Annotated in this window: 12 protein-coding genes; 5 read left to right on the top strand and 7 right to left on the bottom strand. The window is 71.1% G+C overall.

The genetic code is table 11. The features are described from left to right. Window positions 1-319: 319 nt before the first annotated feature. Window positions 320-2140, top strand: a complete 1821-nt coding sequence (locus JAO84_RS17450) for an NHL domain-containing thioredoxin family protein (protein ID WP_370413719.1) — start codon at window positions 320-322, stop codon at window positions 2138-2140. 66 nt (window positions 2141-2206) lie between these two features. Here the strand turns inward: JAO84_RS17450 and JAO84_RS17445 are convergent, their stop codons facing one another. Next, on the bottom strand, window positions 2207-3505 hold the full coding sequence (locus tag JAO84_RS17445; RefSeq protein ID WP_370413718.1) for a M18 family aminopeptidase: 1299 nt from the start codon (window positions 3503-3505) through the stop codon (window positions 2207-2209). A 200-nt stretch (window positions 3506-3705) separates the two neighbouring features. Further along, complete coding sequence (locus JAO84_RS17440; RefSeq protein ID WP_265861550.1) at window positions 3706-5535, bottom strand: acyl-CoA dehydrogenase; 1830 nt, start codon at window positions 5533-5535, stop codon at window positions 3706-3708. A gap of 175 nt (window positions 5536-5710) precedes the next feature. Between JAO84_RS17440 and JAO84_RS17435 the strand changes: the two genes are divergently transcribed. The 3 genes from JAO84_RS17435 to JAO84_RS17425 all read left to right on the top strand — a co-directional run bounded on the left by JAO84_RS17435 (window position 5711) and on the right by JAO84_RS17425 (window position 8558). Further along, on the top strand, window positions 5711-6235 hold the full coding sequence (locus JAO84_RS17435) for an SseB family protein (protein WP_370413717.1): 525 nt from the start codon (window positions 5711-5713) through the stop codon (window positions 6233-6235). A 152-nt stretch (window positions 6236-6387) separates the two neighbouring features. Next, window positions 6388-7350, top strand: coding sequence for a pirin family protein (locus JAO84_RS17430; protein ID WP_370413716.1), 963 nt, complete (start codon window positions 6388-6390; stop codon window positions 7348-7350). 149 nt (window positions 7351-7499) lie between these two features. Further along, the gene (locus JAO84_RS17425; RefSeq protein ID WP_370413715.1) at window positions 7500-8558 is read left to right on the top strand and encodes an AI-2E family transporter; all 1059 of its coding nucleotides are present in this window, start codon (window positions 7500-7502) and stop codon (window positions 8556-8558) included. A 12-nt stretch (window positions 8559-8570) separates the two neighbouring features. On the opposite strand, the gene JAO84_RS17420 is transcribed toward JAO84_RS17425, so the two are convergent. Continuing rightward, a complete protein-coding gene (locus tag JAO84_RS17420; RefSeq protein WP_370413714.1) occupies window positions 8571-9392 on the bottom strand; it encodes an MBL fold metallo-hydrolase in 822 nt (273 codons plus the stop codon). 167 nt (window positions 9393-9559) lie between these two features. Next, window positions 9560-11677: a SpoIIE family protein phosphatase gene (locus JAO84_RS17415; protein ID WP_370413713.1), complete on the bottom strand. Its 2118-nt coding sequence runs from the start codon at window positions 11675-11677 to the stop codon at window positions 9560-9562. Between the two features lie 135 nt (window positions 11678-11812). On the opposite strand from JAO84_RS17415, the gene aspS reads away from it, so the two are divergent. Continuing rightward, complete coding sequence (gene aspS, locus JAO84_RS17410; RefSeq protein ID WP_370413712.1) at window positions 11813-13636, top strand: aspartate--tRNA ligase; 1824 nt, start codon at window positions 11813-11815, stop codon at window positions 13634-13636. A gap of 75 nt (window positions 13637-13711) precedes the next feature. Here aspS and JAO84_RS17405 read toward each other — a convergent pair whose 3' ends face one another. The 3 genes from JAO84_RS17405 to JAO84_RS17395 form a co-directional block, all read right to left on the bottom strand. After that, window positions 13712-14620, bottom strand: coding sequence for a hypothetical protein (locus tag JAO84_RS17405; protein WP_370413711.1), 909 nt, complete (start codon window positions 14618-14620; stop codon window positions 13712-13714). A 61-nt stretch (window positions 14621-14681) separates the two neighbouring features. Then, window positions 14682-14951, bottom strand: a complete 270-nt coding sequence (locus JAO84_RS17400; RefSeq protein WP_370413710.1) for a hypothetical protein — start codon at window positions 14949-14951, stop codon at window positions 14682-14684. A gap of 90 nt (window positions 14952-15041) precedes the next feature. Continuing rightward, a complete protein-coding gene (locus tag JAO84_RS17395) occupies window positions 15042-15920 on the bottom strand; it encodes a helix-turn-helix domain-containing protein (RefSeq protein WP_370413709.1) in 879 nt (292 codons plus the stop codon). Between the last annotated feature and the right edge of the window lie 124 nt (window positions 15921-16044).

The raw sequence follows: 16044 nt of genomic DNA, 5'->3' as shown, positions 1-16044 counted from the left end.
GACGCCGCCCGCCCCGGGCACGGTGTTCACGGTGACGCTCATGCCGAGCGCGTTCGCCCCGGCGCCGCCCGCGCTCGCGGTCTGCGGGCACATCGCCAGAAGGAGCGAGAGCACTAACAGCGCCGGTGGCGCGTGCCGACCCCGCATGACGCCTCCCTCTCCCAGCAGCCGAAGAACCGAACGGCCGAATAGTCGGATGATCGTTCCGCCGCCCCATGCTGTCCGCCCCGCCCCCACCCCCACCCCCCAAGACACGCCCCGTCCCGCCACCCGGACCCCGCATTCACCCGTCCGGCGATCCGTGCGGCACAGTTGAGCCATGAACGACTCTCCGCGCGCTCGCGCTCGTGTCCGTGCCCCCGAGCTGATCGGCAAGGGCGGCTGGCTCAACACCGGCGGAGACGATCTGACCCTCATGGACCTGAGGGGCAAGATCGTTCTGCTCGATTTCTGGACCTTCTGCTGCATCAACTGCCTGCACGTCCTCGACGAGCTGCGCGAGCTGGAGGAGAAGCACCGCGACACCCTGGTGATCGTCGGGGTGCACTCGCCGAAGTTCGTGCACGAGGCCGAGCACCAGGCGGTCGTCGACGCCGTCGAGCGGTACGAGGTGCATCACCCGGTGCTGGACGACCCGGAGCTGGCGACCTGGAAGCAGTACGCGGTACGGGCGTGGCCGACGCTCGTCGTGATCGACCCCGAGGGGTATGTCGTCGCCCAGCACGCCGGCGAGGGCCACGCCAACGCGATCCGGACCCTCGTGGAGGAGCTGGAGGCGGAGCACGAGGCGAAGGGGACGCTGCGGCGCGGGGACGGGCCCTACGTGCCGCCGGAGCCGGTCGCGACCGATCTGCGGTTCCCCGGGAAGACGGTGCTGCTCCCGTCCGGGAACCTCCTCGTCTCCGACACCACCCGGCACCAGCTCGTCGAGCTCGCGGAGGACGGCGAGACGGTCGTACGGCGGATCGGCGACGACGGGGAGTTCCGCGAGCCGCAGGGGCTCGCCCTGCTGCCGGACGGCACCGTCGTGGTCGCCGACACGGTCAACCACGCCCTCAAGACCTTCGACCCCGAGAGCGGCGCGATCGAGCGGATCGCCGGGACCGGCCGTCAGTGGTGGCAGGGCTCCCCCACCTCCGGGCCCGCCCTCGACGTCGATCTGTCCTCGCCGTGGGACGTCGCCTGGTGGCAGGGCAAGGTGTGGATCGCGATGGCCGGTGTGCACCAGATCTGGACGTACGACCCCGAGACCGGGACCGTCGAGGTCGCGGCCGGGACCACCAACGAGGGCCTGGTCGACGGGCCCGCCGCCGAGGCCTGGTTCGCGCAGCCCTCCGGGCTCGCCGCCACCGCCGACCGGCTGTGGATCGCCGACTCCGAGACCAGCGCGCTCCGCTACATCGACACGGAGGGCGACGGATACGTCGTCCACACGGCCGTCGGCACCGGGCTCTTCGACTTCGGGCACCGCGACGGCGCCGCCGACCAGGCGCTGTTCCAGCACCCGCTCGGCGTGACCGCGCTGCCCGACGGCTCGGTCGCCGTCTCCGACACGTACAACCACGCCCTGCGCCGCTTCGACCCGGCGAGCGGCGAGGTCACCACCCTCGCCACCGATCTGCGCGAGCCGAGCGACGCGGTCGTCGTCGGCGAGGACGTCGTGGTGGTCGAGTCCGCCCGGCACCGGCTCACCCGGCTCCGGCTGCCGGAGGAGGCAGTCCAGGTCGAGTCGGTCGCCCACCGCACCCGGCGCGAGGCCACCGACGTCGCCCCGGGCCGGCTCCGCCTCGACGTGGTCTTCCAGGCACCGAAGGGCCAGAAGCTGGACCAGCGGTACGGGCCCTCCACCCGGCTGCTGGTCTCCTCGACCCCGCCCGAGCTGCTGCTCGCCGGCGAGGGCACCGGCACGGACCTCTTCCGCGAGCTGGAGCTGAACCCGGACCTGACGGAGGGCGTGCTCCACGTCTCCGCCATGGCCGCGTCCTGCGACGACCCGGATGGGGGTACCTCCCAGGCCGAAGGCTCTGGGGGAGAGTACCCGGCCTGCCACGTCCACCAGCAGGACTGGGGCGTCCCGGTCCGCCTCACGGCCGACGGCGCGACCCGGCTCCCGCTGATCCTCGCGGGGATGGACGCCTAGGCATCGCAAACGGGTCCGGCCCCTGCCGTGTGGCAGGGGCCGGACCCGTCTTTTGTCCGCCGGGCGTCAGCCCTCCAGGAACGCCAGCAGCGCGTTCGCCAGGTGGTGCGGGTCCTCCGCGCCGCACAGTTCGCGGGCGCTGTGCATCGACAGGCAGGCCACGCCGATGTCGACGGTCGCGATGCCGTGGCGGGCGGCGGTGATCGGGCCGATCGTCGTGCCGCACGGCATGTCGTTGTTGGAGACGAAGGACTGCCAGGGCACGCCCGCCTTCTCGCAGGCGGTGGCGAACACGGCGCGGCCGCTGCCGTCGGTCGCGTAGCGCTGGTTGACGTTCACCTTGAGGATCGGGCCGCCGTTGGGGCGCGGGTGGTGCGTCGGGTCGTGGCGCTCGCTGTAGTTGGGGTGCACGGCGTGGCCGACGTCGGAGGAGAGGCAGACCGAGCCGGCGAGGGCCCGCGCCTTGTCCTCGTAACCGCCGCCCCGCGCGTACACCGAGCGCTCCAGGACGTTCCCGAGCAGCGGGCCGTGGGCGCCGGTGTCGGCCTCCGAGCCGTTCTCCTCGTGGTCGAAGGCGGCGAGGACCGGGATGTACGGGAGGGCGGCGCCGTCCCGCGCCACGGCGGCGGTGAGCGCGGCGACGCAGGCGTGCACCGAGATGAGGTTGTCCATGCGCGGGCCGGCGAGCAGCTCGCGGTCGCGGCCCAGGTAGGCGGGGGCCTCCAGGGCGTGCACCATCAGGTCCCAGCCCGCCACGTCCTCGGCGTCGACGCCCGCCTCCTCGGCGACGAACGACACGAGGTCTCCCTCGTGGACCTCGCCCAGGCCCCAGATGGGCTGCATGTGGCGCTGGCGCTCCAGCTTCATGCCCTCGTTGACCTGGCGGTCCAGGTGGATGGCGAGCTGCGGCACGCGCAGCAGCGGCCGGTCCACGTTCACCAGGTGCGTGCTTCCGTCCCGGAGGGTGAGCCGGCCGGCCAGGCCCAGGTCGCGGTCGAGCCAGCTGTTGAGCAGCGGTCCGCCGTAGATCTCGACGGCGATCTGGCGCCAGCCCTCGCGGCCGAAGTCGGGCTGCGGCTTGACCCGCAGGTTCGGCGAGTCGGTGTGCGCGCCGACGATCCGGAAGGGGGTGTGCGGGGCGGCGCCCTCCGGCACGTACCACGCGATGATCGCGCCGCCGCGGATCACGTACTTCCCGCCGGACGTCCCGTCCCAGGCGTCGGTCTCCTCGACCTTGCGGAAGCCGGCCTTCTCCAGTCGCCCGGCCGCGTTGGCCACCACGTGGTACGGCGACGGCGAGGCCGCCAGGAAGGTCATGAGGTCATCGGTGTGGCCGCGGTCGAAGCGGGAAGGTGCGCTACTCATGCCGTTCACCTTACGCATGTCTCGGAATACGGACTCGGGGTACCGGACCCTTGTCCGGACCGTTGTCCGGAGGGCGTACGGGGCGGAATACGCACCCGGCAAAAGCGGAGCACGCACCCGGCGAAAAGCGGAACGGCCCGCCCCCCTCCCCGGGAGCGAGCCGTTCCTGTACGGAGCGAGGTCGCGTACCTGTGCGGTACTTAGAACGCGGCCTCGTCCAGGTCCATCAGGCCGCGGTCCACGGCCTCGGCGAGCACGCGCTCGGCGGAGACGCCCGGCAGGACGTTGGCGGCGAAGAACTTCGCGGCCGCGATCTTGCCCTGGTAGAACGCGACGTCCTTGCCGGAGGCGCCGGCGGCCAGCTTCTCGGCGGCCACGGCCGCGCCCTTGAGGAGCAGGTAGCCGACGACCACGTCGCCGGAGGCGAGCAGCAGGCGGGTGGTGTTGAGCCCGACCTTGTAGATGTTCTTGACGTCCTCGCCGGTGGCGGTGAGGTCGGTCAGCATGACGCCGACGATGCCCTCCAGGTCGACGGCCGCCTTGGCGAGCGCGTCGCGGGCGCCGGCCAGCTCCTCGCCGCCGGTGCCGACCGCGAGGAACTTCTTGATCTCCTCGGCCAGCGCGTTCAGGGAGGCACCCTGGTCGCGGACGATCTTCCGGAAGAAGAAGTCCTGGCCCTGGATGGCGGTGGTGCCCTCGTAGAGGGTGTCGATCTTGGAGTCCCGGATGTACTGCTCGATCGGGTACTCCTGCAGGAAGCCGGAGCCGCCGAAGGTCTGGAGCGACTGCGCGAGCTGCTCGTAACCCTTCTCGGAGCCGTAGCCCTTGACGATCGGGAGCAGCAGGTCGTTCAGGCCGTGCAGCGCCTTGGCGTCCTCGCCGGCCGCCTCCGCGACCTGGATCGCGTCCTGCACGGAGGCCGTGTAGAGGACGAGGGAGCGCATGCCCTCGGCGTACGCCTTCTGCGTCATCAGCGAGCGGCGGACGTCCGGGTGGTGCGTGATGGTGACCTTGGGGGCGGTCTTGTCCATGAAGTCGGCCAGGTCGGTGCCCTGGACGCGCTCCTTGGCGTACTCCAGGGCGTTGAGGTAGCCCGTGGAGAGGGTGGAGATCGCCTTCGTGCCGACCATCATGCGGGCGAACTCGATGATGAGGAACATCTGGCGGATGCCGTCGTGCTTGTCGCCGATCAGCCAGCCCTTGGCGGGGTGCTTGTCGCCGAAGGTCATCTCGCACGTGTTGGAGGCCTTGAGGCCCATCTTGTGCTCGACGTTGGTGGCGTAGACGCCGTTGCGGGCGCCGAGCTCGCCGGTCTCCCAGTCGAACTCGTACTTCGGGACGAGGAAGAGGGAGAGGCCCTTGGTGCCGGGGCCGGCACCCTCGGGGCGGGCGAGGACGTAGTGGAGGATGTTCTCCTCCATGTCGTGCTCACCGGAGGTGATGAAGCGCTTCACGCCCTCGATGTGCCAGGAGCCGTCCTCCTGCTGGATCGCCTTGGTGCGGCCGGCGCCGACGTCCGAGCCCGCGTCGGGCTCGGTGAGCACCATGGTGGAGCCCCAGCGCTTGTCGACCGCGATCTTCGCGACCTTCTTCTGCGCCTCGTTGCCCTCGTTGAAGAGGATGCCGGCGAACGCCGGGCCGGAGGAGTACATCCAGATGGCCGGGTTCGAGCCGAGCAGCAGCTCCGCGTAGGCCCAGATGAGCGAGCGCGGGGAGACGGTGCCGCCGATCTCCTCCGGGATGCCCAGACGCCAGTACTCGGACTCCATGAAGGCGTTGTACGAGTTCTTGAAGGAGGCCGGGACCGGGGCCGTGTTGGTCTCCGGGTCGAAGACCGGCGGGTTGCGGTCGGCGTCGGCGAAGGACTCGGCCAGCTCGTTCTCGGCGAGGCGGCGGATCTCGTCCAGGATGCTCTTGGCGGTCTCGACGTCCATCTCCTCGAACGGACCGCTGCCGTACACCTTGTCGCGGCCGAGCACCTCGAAGAGGTTGAACTCGATGTCGCGGAGATTCGACTTGTAGTGCCCCATGGCGACGGCTCCGTAAAGGCTCGGGGAGGGAAGGACCTCGTACTCGCACCGCTACTACTCATGAGTAGCTCATGCTCTTCTCCATGATGCTACCCACCGGTAATAACGGCAACCCCTTTCCGGACATCTGTGACGCGGGCCGCACCCCGCCCCGCCGGCTCGATACCCTCTGACCATGTACGGCTACGAGCAGAACCCGGGTGCCCAGCAGCAGTACGCGCAGCCGCAGCAGGGGCAGGGGCAGTACGCCCAGCCCGGCATGCAGCAGGGCATGCAGGGCGGCATGCAGGGTGGCATGCAGGGCGGTTACGCCCAGCAGCAGCCCCTCTACCCCGAGCCGTCGCCGCCCTCGCTCGCGGACGCGGTGCGCGCCTTCACGACCGGGCAGCTGGCGGCCGAGGACTTCCAGCAGATCTTCGCGACCTCCAAGGTCTACTGCCCGCGCGGCGACAACCCCGGCTTCCTGGCGCTGCACAACACCCAGCAGCCGGTGATCCCGATGTTCACCACGCTGAAGGAGCTGCGGCGGTACGCGGGCAAGGAGTCCAAGTACTTCGTGATCACCGGCGCCGAGGTGATCGACCTGCTCCCGACCGGCTACGGCTTCGTCCTCGACATGGAGGGCGACCACCGGATGGTCTTCGACGCCAAGGCCGTGGAGCAGATGGTCGACTACGCGATGCGGCGGATGTACGGCTGAGCCAGGCTCGTGTCTGGCGTAGGCGAGAGCGCCCGGGAGGAATTCCTCCCGGGCGTTTCGCGTTCCGGGTGGCAGGAAGTTCAGCATTCAACTAAAGTGGTCGTACAACGTGCCCCGTACCCACGAAGGTGCGTGTCCAAGGAGGTCCCGCCATGCCCGCCGTGACTGTCGAGAACCCGCTCACCCTGCCCCGCGTCAGCGCCGCCGCCGACGCCGTCGCCCGCCCGGTGCTCGCCGTGACCACGGCCCCGCAGGGCTTCGAGGGCGAGGGCTTCCCCGTGCGCCGCGCCTTCGCGGGCATCAACTACCAGTACCTCGACCCGTTCATCATGATGGACCAGATGGGCGAGGTGGAGTACGCGCCGGGCGAGCCCAAGGGCACGCCCTGGCACCCGCACCGCGGCTTCGAGACCGTCACCTACATCATCGACGGGATCTTCGACCACAAGGACTCGCAGGGCGGTGGCGGCACCATCACCAACGGCGACACCCAGTGGATGACCGCCGGCTCGGGCCTGCTCCACATCGAGGCCCCGCCGGAGCACCTCGTCGTCAGCGGCGGCCTCTTCCACGGCCTCCAGCTGTGGGTGAACCTGCCGGCGAGCGACAAGATGATGGCCCCCCGCTACCAGGACATCCGCGGCGGCCAGGTCCAGCTGCTCACCACGCCCGACGGCGGCGCGCTGCTCCGCGTCATCGCCGGCGAGCTGGACGGGCACCAGGGCCCGGGCATCACCCACACCCCGATCACGATGATCCACGCGACCATCCGCCCCGGCGCCGAGATCAACCTGCCGTGGCGCGAGGACTTCAACGGCCTCGCGTACGTCCTGGCCGGCCGCGGCACCGTCGGCGCCGACCGGCGCCCGGTCCACATGGGCCAGACGGCCGTCTTCGGCAAGGGCGGGGCGCTCACCGTGCGCGCCGACGAGAAGCAGGACGGGAACACCCCGGACCTGGAGGTCGTGCTCCTGGGCGGGCAGCCGATCCGCGAGCCCATGGCGCACTACGGCCCGTTCGTCATGAACACCCAGGCCGAACTCCGCCAGGCCTTCGAGGACTTCCAGGCGGGCCGGCTCGGCACGATCCCGGCGGTGCACGGGATGGGCGAGTAGGGCTTGTCAGCGACGACGGTACGGGGACGAGGGCGCCGCTCTCGTCCCCGTACCGTCTCCGCGTCCTACGTCCGGGGGCCTGACACGGCGTCACCCGTACGGCCCGGCAGCGCGCGACGACACGCCGGGCGCCGTGGTCCGGTGGGTCCATGCCCGCCGAAGCACGCCCGCTGCTGCCCGAAGGCGCCCGCCGCACCGCCGCCTGGTGCGGCGTCGCGCTGCTCGTCGCCGGGGTCGCGGCCGTCTTCGTCTGGCTGTGCGTGGTCTTCAAGACGGCGGTGACCCCGGCCCTGCTCGCCCTGCTCGGCACCGCGCTCCTCGGCCCGCTCCACCGGCGGCTGCTGCGCATGAAGGTGCAGAAGTCGCTGGCCGCCGGGCTGACCGTGCTCGCCGTGCTCGCGGTGGTGGGCGGAGCCACGTACGTCGTCGTCGCCGCCCTCGTCGACACCGGCGCCCAGATCGTCGACTCGCTGCGGCAGGCCGCCCAGGACATCGCCAAGCACTTCGGCGCGGCCGGCACCTCGCTCGACGACCTCGCCGAGAACGCGAAGCAGCTCCTCGCGAAGTTCGGCGGGACGGCGGCCTCCGGGGTGATCTCCGGGCTCAGCGTGGTCGGCCAGATGATGGCCACCGCCGCCCTCGCCCTCGTCCTCATCTTCTTCTTCCTGCGCGACTCCGACCGGGCGGTGGACGTGCTCCGCTCGGTCGCCCCCCGCTCCACCGGCGACGTCGTGGAGGCGATGGGGCGGCGCGCCTTCGAGGCCGTCGAGGGCTTCATGCGCGGGACGACCTTCGTGGCGCTCGTCGACGCGGTCCTGATCGGGACCGGCCTGCTCGTGCTGCGGGTGCCGGGCGCGGTCGGACTCGCCGCGCTCGTCTTCATCACCGCCTACATCCCGTACCTCGGCGCCTTCCTCTCCGGCGCCATCGCTGTACTCGTCGCCCTCGCCGACCGGGGTTTCGTCATCGCGCTGTGGGTGCTCGGCGTCGTCCTCGCCGTCCAGATGATCGAGGGCTATCTGCTCCAGCCGCTCGTCCAGTCCCGCACCGTGCAGATGCACCCGGCCGTCGTCATGCTGGCGATCACCGCCGGGGCCTCGGTCGCCGGCATCCTCGGCATGCTCCTCGCCGTGCCGCTGACCGCCGCCTTCTTCGGCGTCGTCGGGGAGCTGCGCAGCCGGTACGGGGCGCCGGCCGGCCCGTCCTGAGCGGTCGCCGGCCTAGGTGGCGGCCGCCGGGGTGCTCCCGGGCTCGAAGGCCTTCAGCATCTCCTCCAGGGCCGCCTGGTCCGGGCCGACGAACGGGTCCGCGTCCGGCGCCATGGTGATCGTCTCGATCATGCCGGTGGTCATCCGGACCGCCGGCGGCAGATGCGTGCACAGCACGATCTCGGGGCTCATCTCCCGCAGCGGCTCGATCGACGCCCGGTACTTCACCGGGTCGACGACGTGCACCCACGGACTGTCCACCGCCGCCCACAGCAGCTGCGCCGCCCGCAGCTCCTCCGGCTTCAGGTCGTTGGCGTGGCCGCTCTCGGCGAGTTCGGCGGTCGGCATCGGGCCGCCGAAGCAGTCCGAGCTGAAGCAGATCCGGGTCTTCTCGTCGTAGAAGCCCACGGTGGCCGGATTGTCGAAGAGCGGCGGCCGGAAGGCCCGCAGCCGGCGGTCGCCGACGTCGAGGGACTGACCCGGATTGAGGAAGTAGACGCGGTCCATGGGCAGCGGGCGCTCGGTGGTCATGATCCCGGCGCCGAGGAAGGTGGTCACGACCCGCGCCCGCGGCGCCGCCACCAGCAGGTCGAAGATCCCGCCGGTGTGGTCGCGGTCGGGGTGGGTGAGCCAGATCCACCGCACGTCGGCCGGGTCGATGACGGAGCCGAGCGTGTCCACGAAGTCGCGGTCGGAGACCGACAGACCCGTGTCGACGACGACCGGCTCGCGGGCCTTGAGGACGTAGGCGTTGACGGGGATGTGGCCGATCCCCGGGATTTCCAGGCTGTCTGCCAGGACGGTGGTGTCGCTGCCGACCTTGTGGGTGTCCATGACGCTCGCTCCGTGGTCCCCCCGGTGGGCTTACGGCGGCCTTGCGGGTCGGTGCATTGCGGCGGCCGTACGAGTCACCGGCGGCCGTACGACACCAGTCTCCGCCGCCTGGCGGGTGCGCGCCCGTCAGGCGAAGCGGTCGGCGTCGGCGTCAGGCACCGTCCCCGTCAGGCGCAGCAGCCGTCCCCCGAGGCCGGCTCGTCCAGCTCGAACCAGATCGCCTTGCCCTCGCCGCGCGGGTCCACGCCCCACGCGTGGGCCAGCATCTCCATGAGGAGCAGGCCGCGTCCGCTGGACGCCATCTCGCCCGGGTGGCGCTTGTGCGGGAGTTCGTCGCTGGCGTCGGCGACCTCGACGCGCAGCCGGCGGGCGCCCTCGCGGCAGGCCACCTCGGCGACGAGGAGCGCGTCGCCGTCGGTGTGCACGAGGACGTTGGTGACCATCTCGGAGACCATCAGGACGGCCGAGTCGACCTGGTCCTCGTCGTTCCAGTCGTGCAGCAGCTGGCGCATCTGCTCGCGGGCGGCGGCGATGCGCTCCGGCTCGGCCTGGGCGACGGTCATCATGGTGCGGCGCGGGGCCTCCCGCAGCGCCGCGCCCCGGCCGCCGGCCTGGCGGGAGAGGAGGAGGACGGCGATGTCGTCCTCGCGGCGGTCGGCGAGCGGGCCGGTGGTGTGGTGCGAGCCGGGCCCGTGGACGGCCTCGACGAGCCGGTCGGCGAGGGCCTCCAGGTCCTCGCCGTCGTCCGCCTCCAGGAGCCGGCGGATGCGGTCCCAGCCGGTGTCGAGGTCGTGGCCGCCGGTCTCCAGGAGCCCGTCGGTGCAGATCATCAGGGTCTCGCCGGGCTGCAGGCCGAGCCGGGTGGTGGGGTAGTCGGAGTCCGGGTCGATGCCGAGCGGCAGACCGCCGGCGGTGGGCCGGAGCAGAACCGTTCCGTCGGTCATCCGCACCGCCGGGTCCGGGTGCCCGGCCCGCGCGATGTCGACGGTGCCGGTCTCCAGGTCCACCTCCAGATAGAGGCAGGTCGCGAAGCGCGCCCCGCCGCTCGGCCGCTCGTCGTCCGCGCCCTCGTTGATCCCGGCGAGGAAGCGCGAGGCGCGGGACAGCACGGCGTCGGGCCGGTGCCCCTCGGAGGCGTACGCGCGCAGGGCGATCCGCAGCTGCCCCATGAGGCCGGCCGCCCGCACGTCGTGGCCCTGCACGTCGCCGATGACCAGCGCGATCCGGCCGGCGCCCGAGCCGCCGGGCAGCCGGATCATGTCGTACCAGTCGCCGCCGACCTGGAGCCCGCCGCCGGTGGGCACGTACCGCGCGGCCACCTGGACGCCGGGGATGCCGGGGCCGAGGACCGGCATCATCGCCCGCTGCAGGCCCAGGGACAGCTCCCGCTCGGACTCGGCGACCCCGGCCCGGGCCAGCGCCTGCGCGAGCATCCGGGCGACCGTGGTGAGGACGGAGCGTTCGTCGGGCGTGAAGGCCACCGGGTGCTTGAACGCCGCCATCCACGCGCCCATGGTGCGCCCGGCGACGACCAGCGGCACGAAGGCCCAGGAGCGGCGCCCGAAGCGCTGGGCGAGCGGCCAGGTCATGGGGTAGCGGCGGGCGTACTCCGCCGGGGTCGGCAGATAGATCGCCCGCCCCGTCCGTACCACCTCGGCCGCCGGATAGTCGGTGTCGAGGGTCATCGAGGTGAAGGGGCCCTCGTCGCCGTCGCCGTGCCCGTGGTGCCCGATGACCGTGAGCCACTCGCCCGCCATCCCGAAGACGGCGAGCCCGTCCGGCGAGAAGCCCGGCATGGAGAGCGAGGCCGCCACCCGCAGCACCTCGGCCGTGGACCGGGCCTCCGCGAGCGCCCGGCCCGCGTCGAGCAGGAAGGCCTCGCGGGAGCGCCGCCAGTCGCCGGTGATGGGGGTGTGCGGCCCGGAGGCGCCCGGCTGCGGGTCGGCGACCTCCTGGAGGGTGCCGACCAGGCGGTAGTCGTTGCCCTCGACGAGCGGCTTCGACCTGCTCCGTACCGTACGGATCACCCGGCCGTGCTCGTCCATGATCCGCAGCCGGGACTCGGCGAGGGTGCCCTCGGCGACGGCGAGGTTGACCACCCCGTCGATCTCGTTCCAGTCGACCGGGTGGAAGCGGGCGCGCACCTGGGCCTCGGTGAGCCGGACGGGGGCCGTCGGCAGCCCGAGCAGCCGGGCCGCCTCGGCGTCGAGCGAGACGATCCCGGAGGCGTTGTCCCAGCTCCACAGGCCGGTCGCGATGGCGGCCAGGACGTCCTCGGTGCGCATTGCCCCACTTTATGAAGATCGGACTGCGGGCCGCCACCGAGAGTATTCGAATCGCGATCTTGGGTGGGCCGGTACCCTGGGTGGGCTTGACATATCAAGCGGACCCACGGATCCCGAAGAACTGGATGAACGACGATGCATCGGTACAGGTCCCACACCTGCGGCGAGCTCCGCGCCTCTGACGTCGGCACCGACGTCCGGCTGAGCGGCTGGCTGCACAATCGGCGCGACCTGGGCGGCATCCTCTTCATCGATCTGCGCGACCACTACGGCATCACTCAGCTGGTCGCCCGTCCCGGCACCGCCGCGGCCGAGGTCCTCGACAAGCTGACCAAGGAGACCGTCGTCCGCGTCGACGGCAAGGTCGTCTCCCGCGGCGCCGAGAACGTCAACCCGGAGCTCGCGACCGGTGAGATCGAGATCGAGGCCGCCGAGGTCGAGGTGCTCGGCGCGGCCCAGCAGATCCCCTTCACCATCAACACCGACGACGGGGTGAACGAGGAGCGGCGCCTGGAGTACCGCTTCCTCGACCTGCGCCGCGAGCGCATGCACAAGAACATCATGCTGCGCTCCGCCGTCATCGCCGCGATCCGCTCCAAGATGGTGGCGCTCGGCTTCAACGAGATGGCGACCCCGATCCTCACCGCGACCTCCCCCGAGGGCGCCCGTGACTTCGTCGTCCCGTCCCGTCTGAACCCGGGCAAGTTCTACGCGCTGCCGCAGGCGCCGCAGCAGTTCAAGCAGCTGCTGATGATCTCCGGCTTCGACCGCTACTTCCAGATCGCGCCCTGCTTCCGCGACGAGGACGCCCGCGCCGACCGCTCGCCGGGCGAGTTCTACCAGCTCGACGTCGAGATGAGCTTCGTCGAGCAGGAGGACGTCTTCCAGCCGATCGAGAAGCTGATGACCGAGCTCTTCGAGGAGTTCGGCGGTGGGCGGCACGTCACCTCCCCGTTCCCGCGGATCCCGTTCCGCGAGTCGATGCTCAAGTACGGCAACGACAAGCCGGACCTGCGGACCTCGCTGGAGCTCGTCGACATCACCGACGTCTTCGAGAACTCCGAGTTCAAGGCCTTCGCCGGCAAGCACGTCCGCGCGCTCGCCGTCCCGAACACCGGTGACCAGCCGCGCAAGTTCTTCGACGGCCTCGGCGACTTCGCGGTCTCGCTGGGCGCCAAGGGCCTGGCCTGGGTGCGCGTCGGCGAGGAGGGCGCCCTCACCGGCCCCATCGCCAAGTTCCTCACCGAGGAGAACGTCAAGGTCCTCACCGAGCGCCTCGGCCTGGCCGCCGGCCACGCCGTGTTCTTCGGCGCGGGCGAGTTCGACGAGGTCTCCAAGATCATGGGCCCGGTCCGGGTCGAGGCCGCGAAGCGCGCCGGCCAGTTCGAGGAGGACGTCTTCTGCTTCGCGTGGATCGTCGACTTCCCGATGTACGAGAAGGACGAGGAGACCGGCAAGATCGACTTCTCGCACAACCCCTTCTCGATGCCGCAGGGCGGCCTGGAGGCCCTGGAGACCCAGGACCCGCTGGACGTCCTCGGCTGGCAGTACGACATCGTCTGCAACGGCATCGAGCTCTCCTCCGGCGCGATCCGGAACCACGAGCCCGCCATCATGTTCAAGGCCTTCGAGATCGCGGGTTACCCGCGCGAGGTCGTCGAGACCGAGTTCGCGGGCATGCTCCGCGCCTTCCAGTTCGGCGCCCCGCCGCACGGCGGCATCGCCCCGGGCGTCGACCGCATCGTGATGCTCCTCGCCGACGAGCCCAACATCCGCGAGACCATCGCCTTCCCGCTCAACGGCAACGCCCAGGACCTGATGATGGGCGCCCCGACGGAGCTCGACGAGTCCCGCCTCCGCGAGCTCAACATCCAGCTCCGCAAGCCGGCCGAGCCGAAGCCCACGGAGGGCGTCCGCCCGGTCACGGAAGCGGTCCACCCGGACGCGGCGCGCGGCTGACGCGCTTGAGCCTTCGGCTCTGAAGGGGCCCGGAACCGACGTGGACGGTTCCGGGCCCCTTCGTACGCGCTGGTACTACGCGTCCTCGTCGCCGTCCTCGTCGCCGTCCGCGAAGATCTCCCCGGCGGAGGGGGCGGTGACGGCGCGCCGGAGCCAGCGGTTCAGGGTCTCGGGGTCGCCGCAGCCGGTGATCCGCGCACGGGCCTCCTCGGGGACATCGATGCCCCGTTCCGCGAGGACGGTGAGGATGTCCTGGGCGCGGCCTTCGGCGCGGCCCTCGGCACGACCTTCGTCCCGGATCTCTTCGGAGATGTACGACTTGTAGAAGGAGAGGTCCACGGCCACCAGTTTCCTCCAGAGTGCTGCGACCGGGTGCTTGCCCAGGCCCTGCGAGATGAGTTCGATGATCGGGTCGGCGAGTTCTGCCGGAGTGTCCGGCAGAACGTGTGTCATTGCTTTGAGTATGGCCCCGATGTCCGGACTTGTGGCGTGGGTGATCGCGGACAGGGCGGCGAGCGCGAGGTCCTTCCGGACTTCGGCGGGATTGGTGATCACCGGCATGTTGTGCGGCCCCGCGACCAGCGGGCACAGGGTGAGCAGGGGCCACTGGGGCGGGCCGAAGCGGACCGGGCGTGCAGCCCATTCGGCGGTCGCACGGTCCTGGCAGACGACCAGCAGCATCGGCTGCAACCGGTACTTCGTGAGCAGGTACGAGGCGTAGTACGCCCAACTGGCGGGCTTGTCCGGGTCCTTCTTTCCCTGGGCCTCGACAGCGAGGAGGAAGCATCCGCCGTCCTCCGTCTCGAGTCGCAGCAGCGTGTCGACGCGGCGTTCGAGGGGGCGGGTCTCGGTGAGGTCGTTGGGCAGGACGGTGACGGAGACGGGAGGGGCGAAGTCGACGCCGAGTACCTCCGAGACCCGGGAGAAGAGTCCCGGATGTTCCTGGAAGATGCGGTGCATCGCCTCATGGGGCGAACTGACCATGGGGTTCCTTGCGGTGCGGTGCGGTGCGGGTAGTGGCGGGGTGGCGGCCGGGGCCGGGCGTTCAGAGCGGCAGGACCCCGCGCGCCTCCAGCTCGCCCAGGGCGGCGGCGATGTTGGTGACGCCACCGTCCTCGGGGAATCGCTCGGCAAGGCTTTCGGCGTCGTAGGGCGTGCCGGCGGGCAGCGACAGGATGTGCGCCGCCAGGCCGAGAGCGAGCGAGGACAGCGTCCGGTCGTGGATGAGCTCGTTGTCGAGCAGGATGAAGCCGCCGGTCAGGTCGACGTTCTGGTGGGTGAGGACGGAGTCGACGTCGAGGTCGTCGTCGCGCACGGGAAGGTCCTTCTTCCGGATTCCGGTGGTCTTCGGTCGCGACGAGCGTAGGGAGGACAACCCACCTCGCTGCCCATGCATTTGGCATATTCACTCGGGTGAGTGATCGGCTCCCGGTCCGGTGTGGCGGCAGGCCGCGCAGCGGCCGGGCGCGGGGCCCCGGAAGGCGTGGTCGCAGGTGTCGCAGTTCTGGAGCGGGAGATGTCGTGACGCCCGGAACAGGGGTGCGGCGGGGAGTCGGTCGGCGAGGCGGTGGGCCAGGAGGGCGGCGGGGCGGTACAGCGGCTCCGGCAGGTCGGAGGTGAGTACGCGGTGGATCTGGTCGGGAGCGAGGTCCCGTTCCAGCCAGGCGACGACACCCTGGGCCAGGTGCTCGGTTTCGGCGGCGGAGAGCAGCAGCCGGCGGTCTTCGAGGCGGAGGCAGGCGAGTAGGGCGTGCGCGGTCTCGATCAGGTCGGGCCTCGGCCACGCCGGCTGCGGCACGGCGGGCAGCGCGCGGCGACGCGGTTCGGGCCGGTCTGTCTGTGTCGTCCTCGATGCCTGCTTCGGCTTCGGCTTCGGCCGCGCGGTTGGAGGTTCGGCCTTGCCGCGGCCCGGCTGGTTGCAGAACACCGTCCGCGTCACGATCCGCCCGTTCGGCAGGCGTACGCGCTCCCGTCGCAGATAGCCGTGGGCCTCCAGCTCGCGCATGGCGGCGGCGGTACGGGTGGTGCCTTCGTGCATCTGTGCGGCGATGGTCTTGATGTCGACGGGCGAGCCGCTGGGCAACGACTGGATGTACGCGCCGATCGCGCGGGCCAGCCCCGTCATCTCCGAGTGCTGGATGAGGTCGTTGCCGACGACCGTGAACCGCTCGGTGTGGCGCGTGTGCTCGTGAATGACGCCACCACTCGTACGCCGGTGAGGGTGGTTCTTCCCGCCGTTACGGGACGGGGCGTACGGGCGCACGCTAATGTTCTGGTTACCCATCGGGAAGCTCCTACTTCCTGGATGGTCAGGCCCTCGCACCGGGATTGCAGTCCCTGCGGGGGCCGACGCATGTCTGCGGTTGTGCCGGTCGAGCTGAGCGTAGATCAGGCAACCCGGCCGGACG

The sequence above is a fragment of the Streptomyces fradiae genome (assembly GCF_041270065.1).
Classification (GTDB): domain Bacteria; phylum Actinomycetota; class Actinomycetes; order Streptomycetales; family Streptomycetaceae; genus Streptomyces.
This window is presented reverse-complemented; position numbering and strand designations above follow the sequence as displayed.

What these genes read in the sequence shown, in the direction of transcription:
- JAO84_RS17450 (WP_370413719.1), top strand. Translation starts at nt 320, where the DNA reads ATGAACGACTCTCCGCGCGCTCGCGCTCGTGTCCGTGCCCCCGAGCTG.
- JAO84_RS17445 (WP_370413718.1), bottom strand. Translation starts at nt 3,505, where the DNA reads ATGAGTAGCGCACCTTCCCGCTTCGACCGCGGCCACACCGATGACCTC.
- JAO84_RS17440 (WP_265861550.1), bottom strand. Translation starts at nt 5,535, where the DNA reads ATGGGGCACTACAAGTCGAATCTCCGCGACATCGAGTTCAACCTCTTC.
- JAO84_RS17435 (WP_370413717.1), top strand. Translation starts at nt 5,711, where the DNA reads ATGTACGGCTACGAGCAGAACCCGGGTGCCCAGCAGCAGTACGCGCAG.
- JAO84_RS17430 (WP_370413716.1), top strand. Translation starts at nt 6,388, where the DNA reads ATGCCCGCCGTGACTGTCGAGAACCCGCTCACCCTGCCCCGCGTCAGC.
- JAO84_RS17425 (WP_370413715.1), top strand. Translation starts at nt 7,500, where the DNA reads ATGCCCGCCGAAGCACGCCCGCTGCTGCCCGAAGGCGCCCGCCGCACC.
- JAO84_RS17420 (WP_370413714.1), bottom strand. Translation starts at nt 9,392, where the DNA reads ATGGACACCCACAAGGTCGGCAGCGACACCACCGTCCTGGCAGACAGC.
- JAO84_RS17415 (WP_370413713.1), bottom strand. Translation starts at nt 11,677, where the DNA reads ATGCGCACCGAGGACGTCCTGGCCGCCATCGCGACCGGCCTGTGGAGC.
- aspS (WP_370413712.1), top strand. Translation starts at nt 11,813, where the DNA reads ATGCATCGGTACAGGTCCCACACCTGCGGCGAGCTCCGCGCCTCTGAC.
- JAO84_RS17405 (WP_370413711.1), bottom strand. Translation starts at nt 14,620, where the DNA reads ATGGTCAGTTCGCCCCATGAGGCGATGCACCGCATCTTCCAGGAACAT.
- JAO84_RS17395 (WP_370413709.1), bottom strand. Translation starts at nt 15,920, where the DNA reads ATGGGTAACCAGAACATTAGCGTGCGCCCGTACGCCCCGTCCCGTAAC.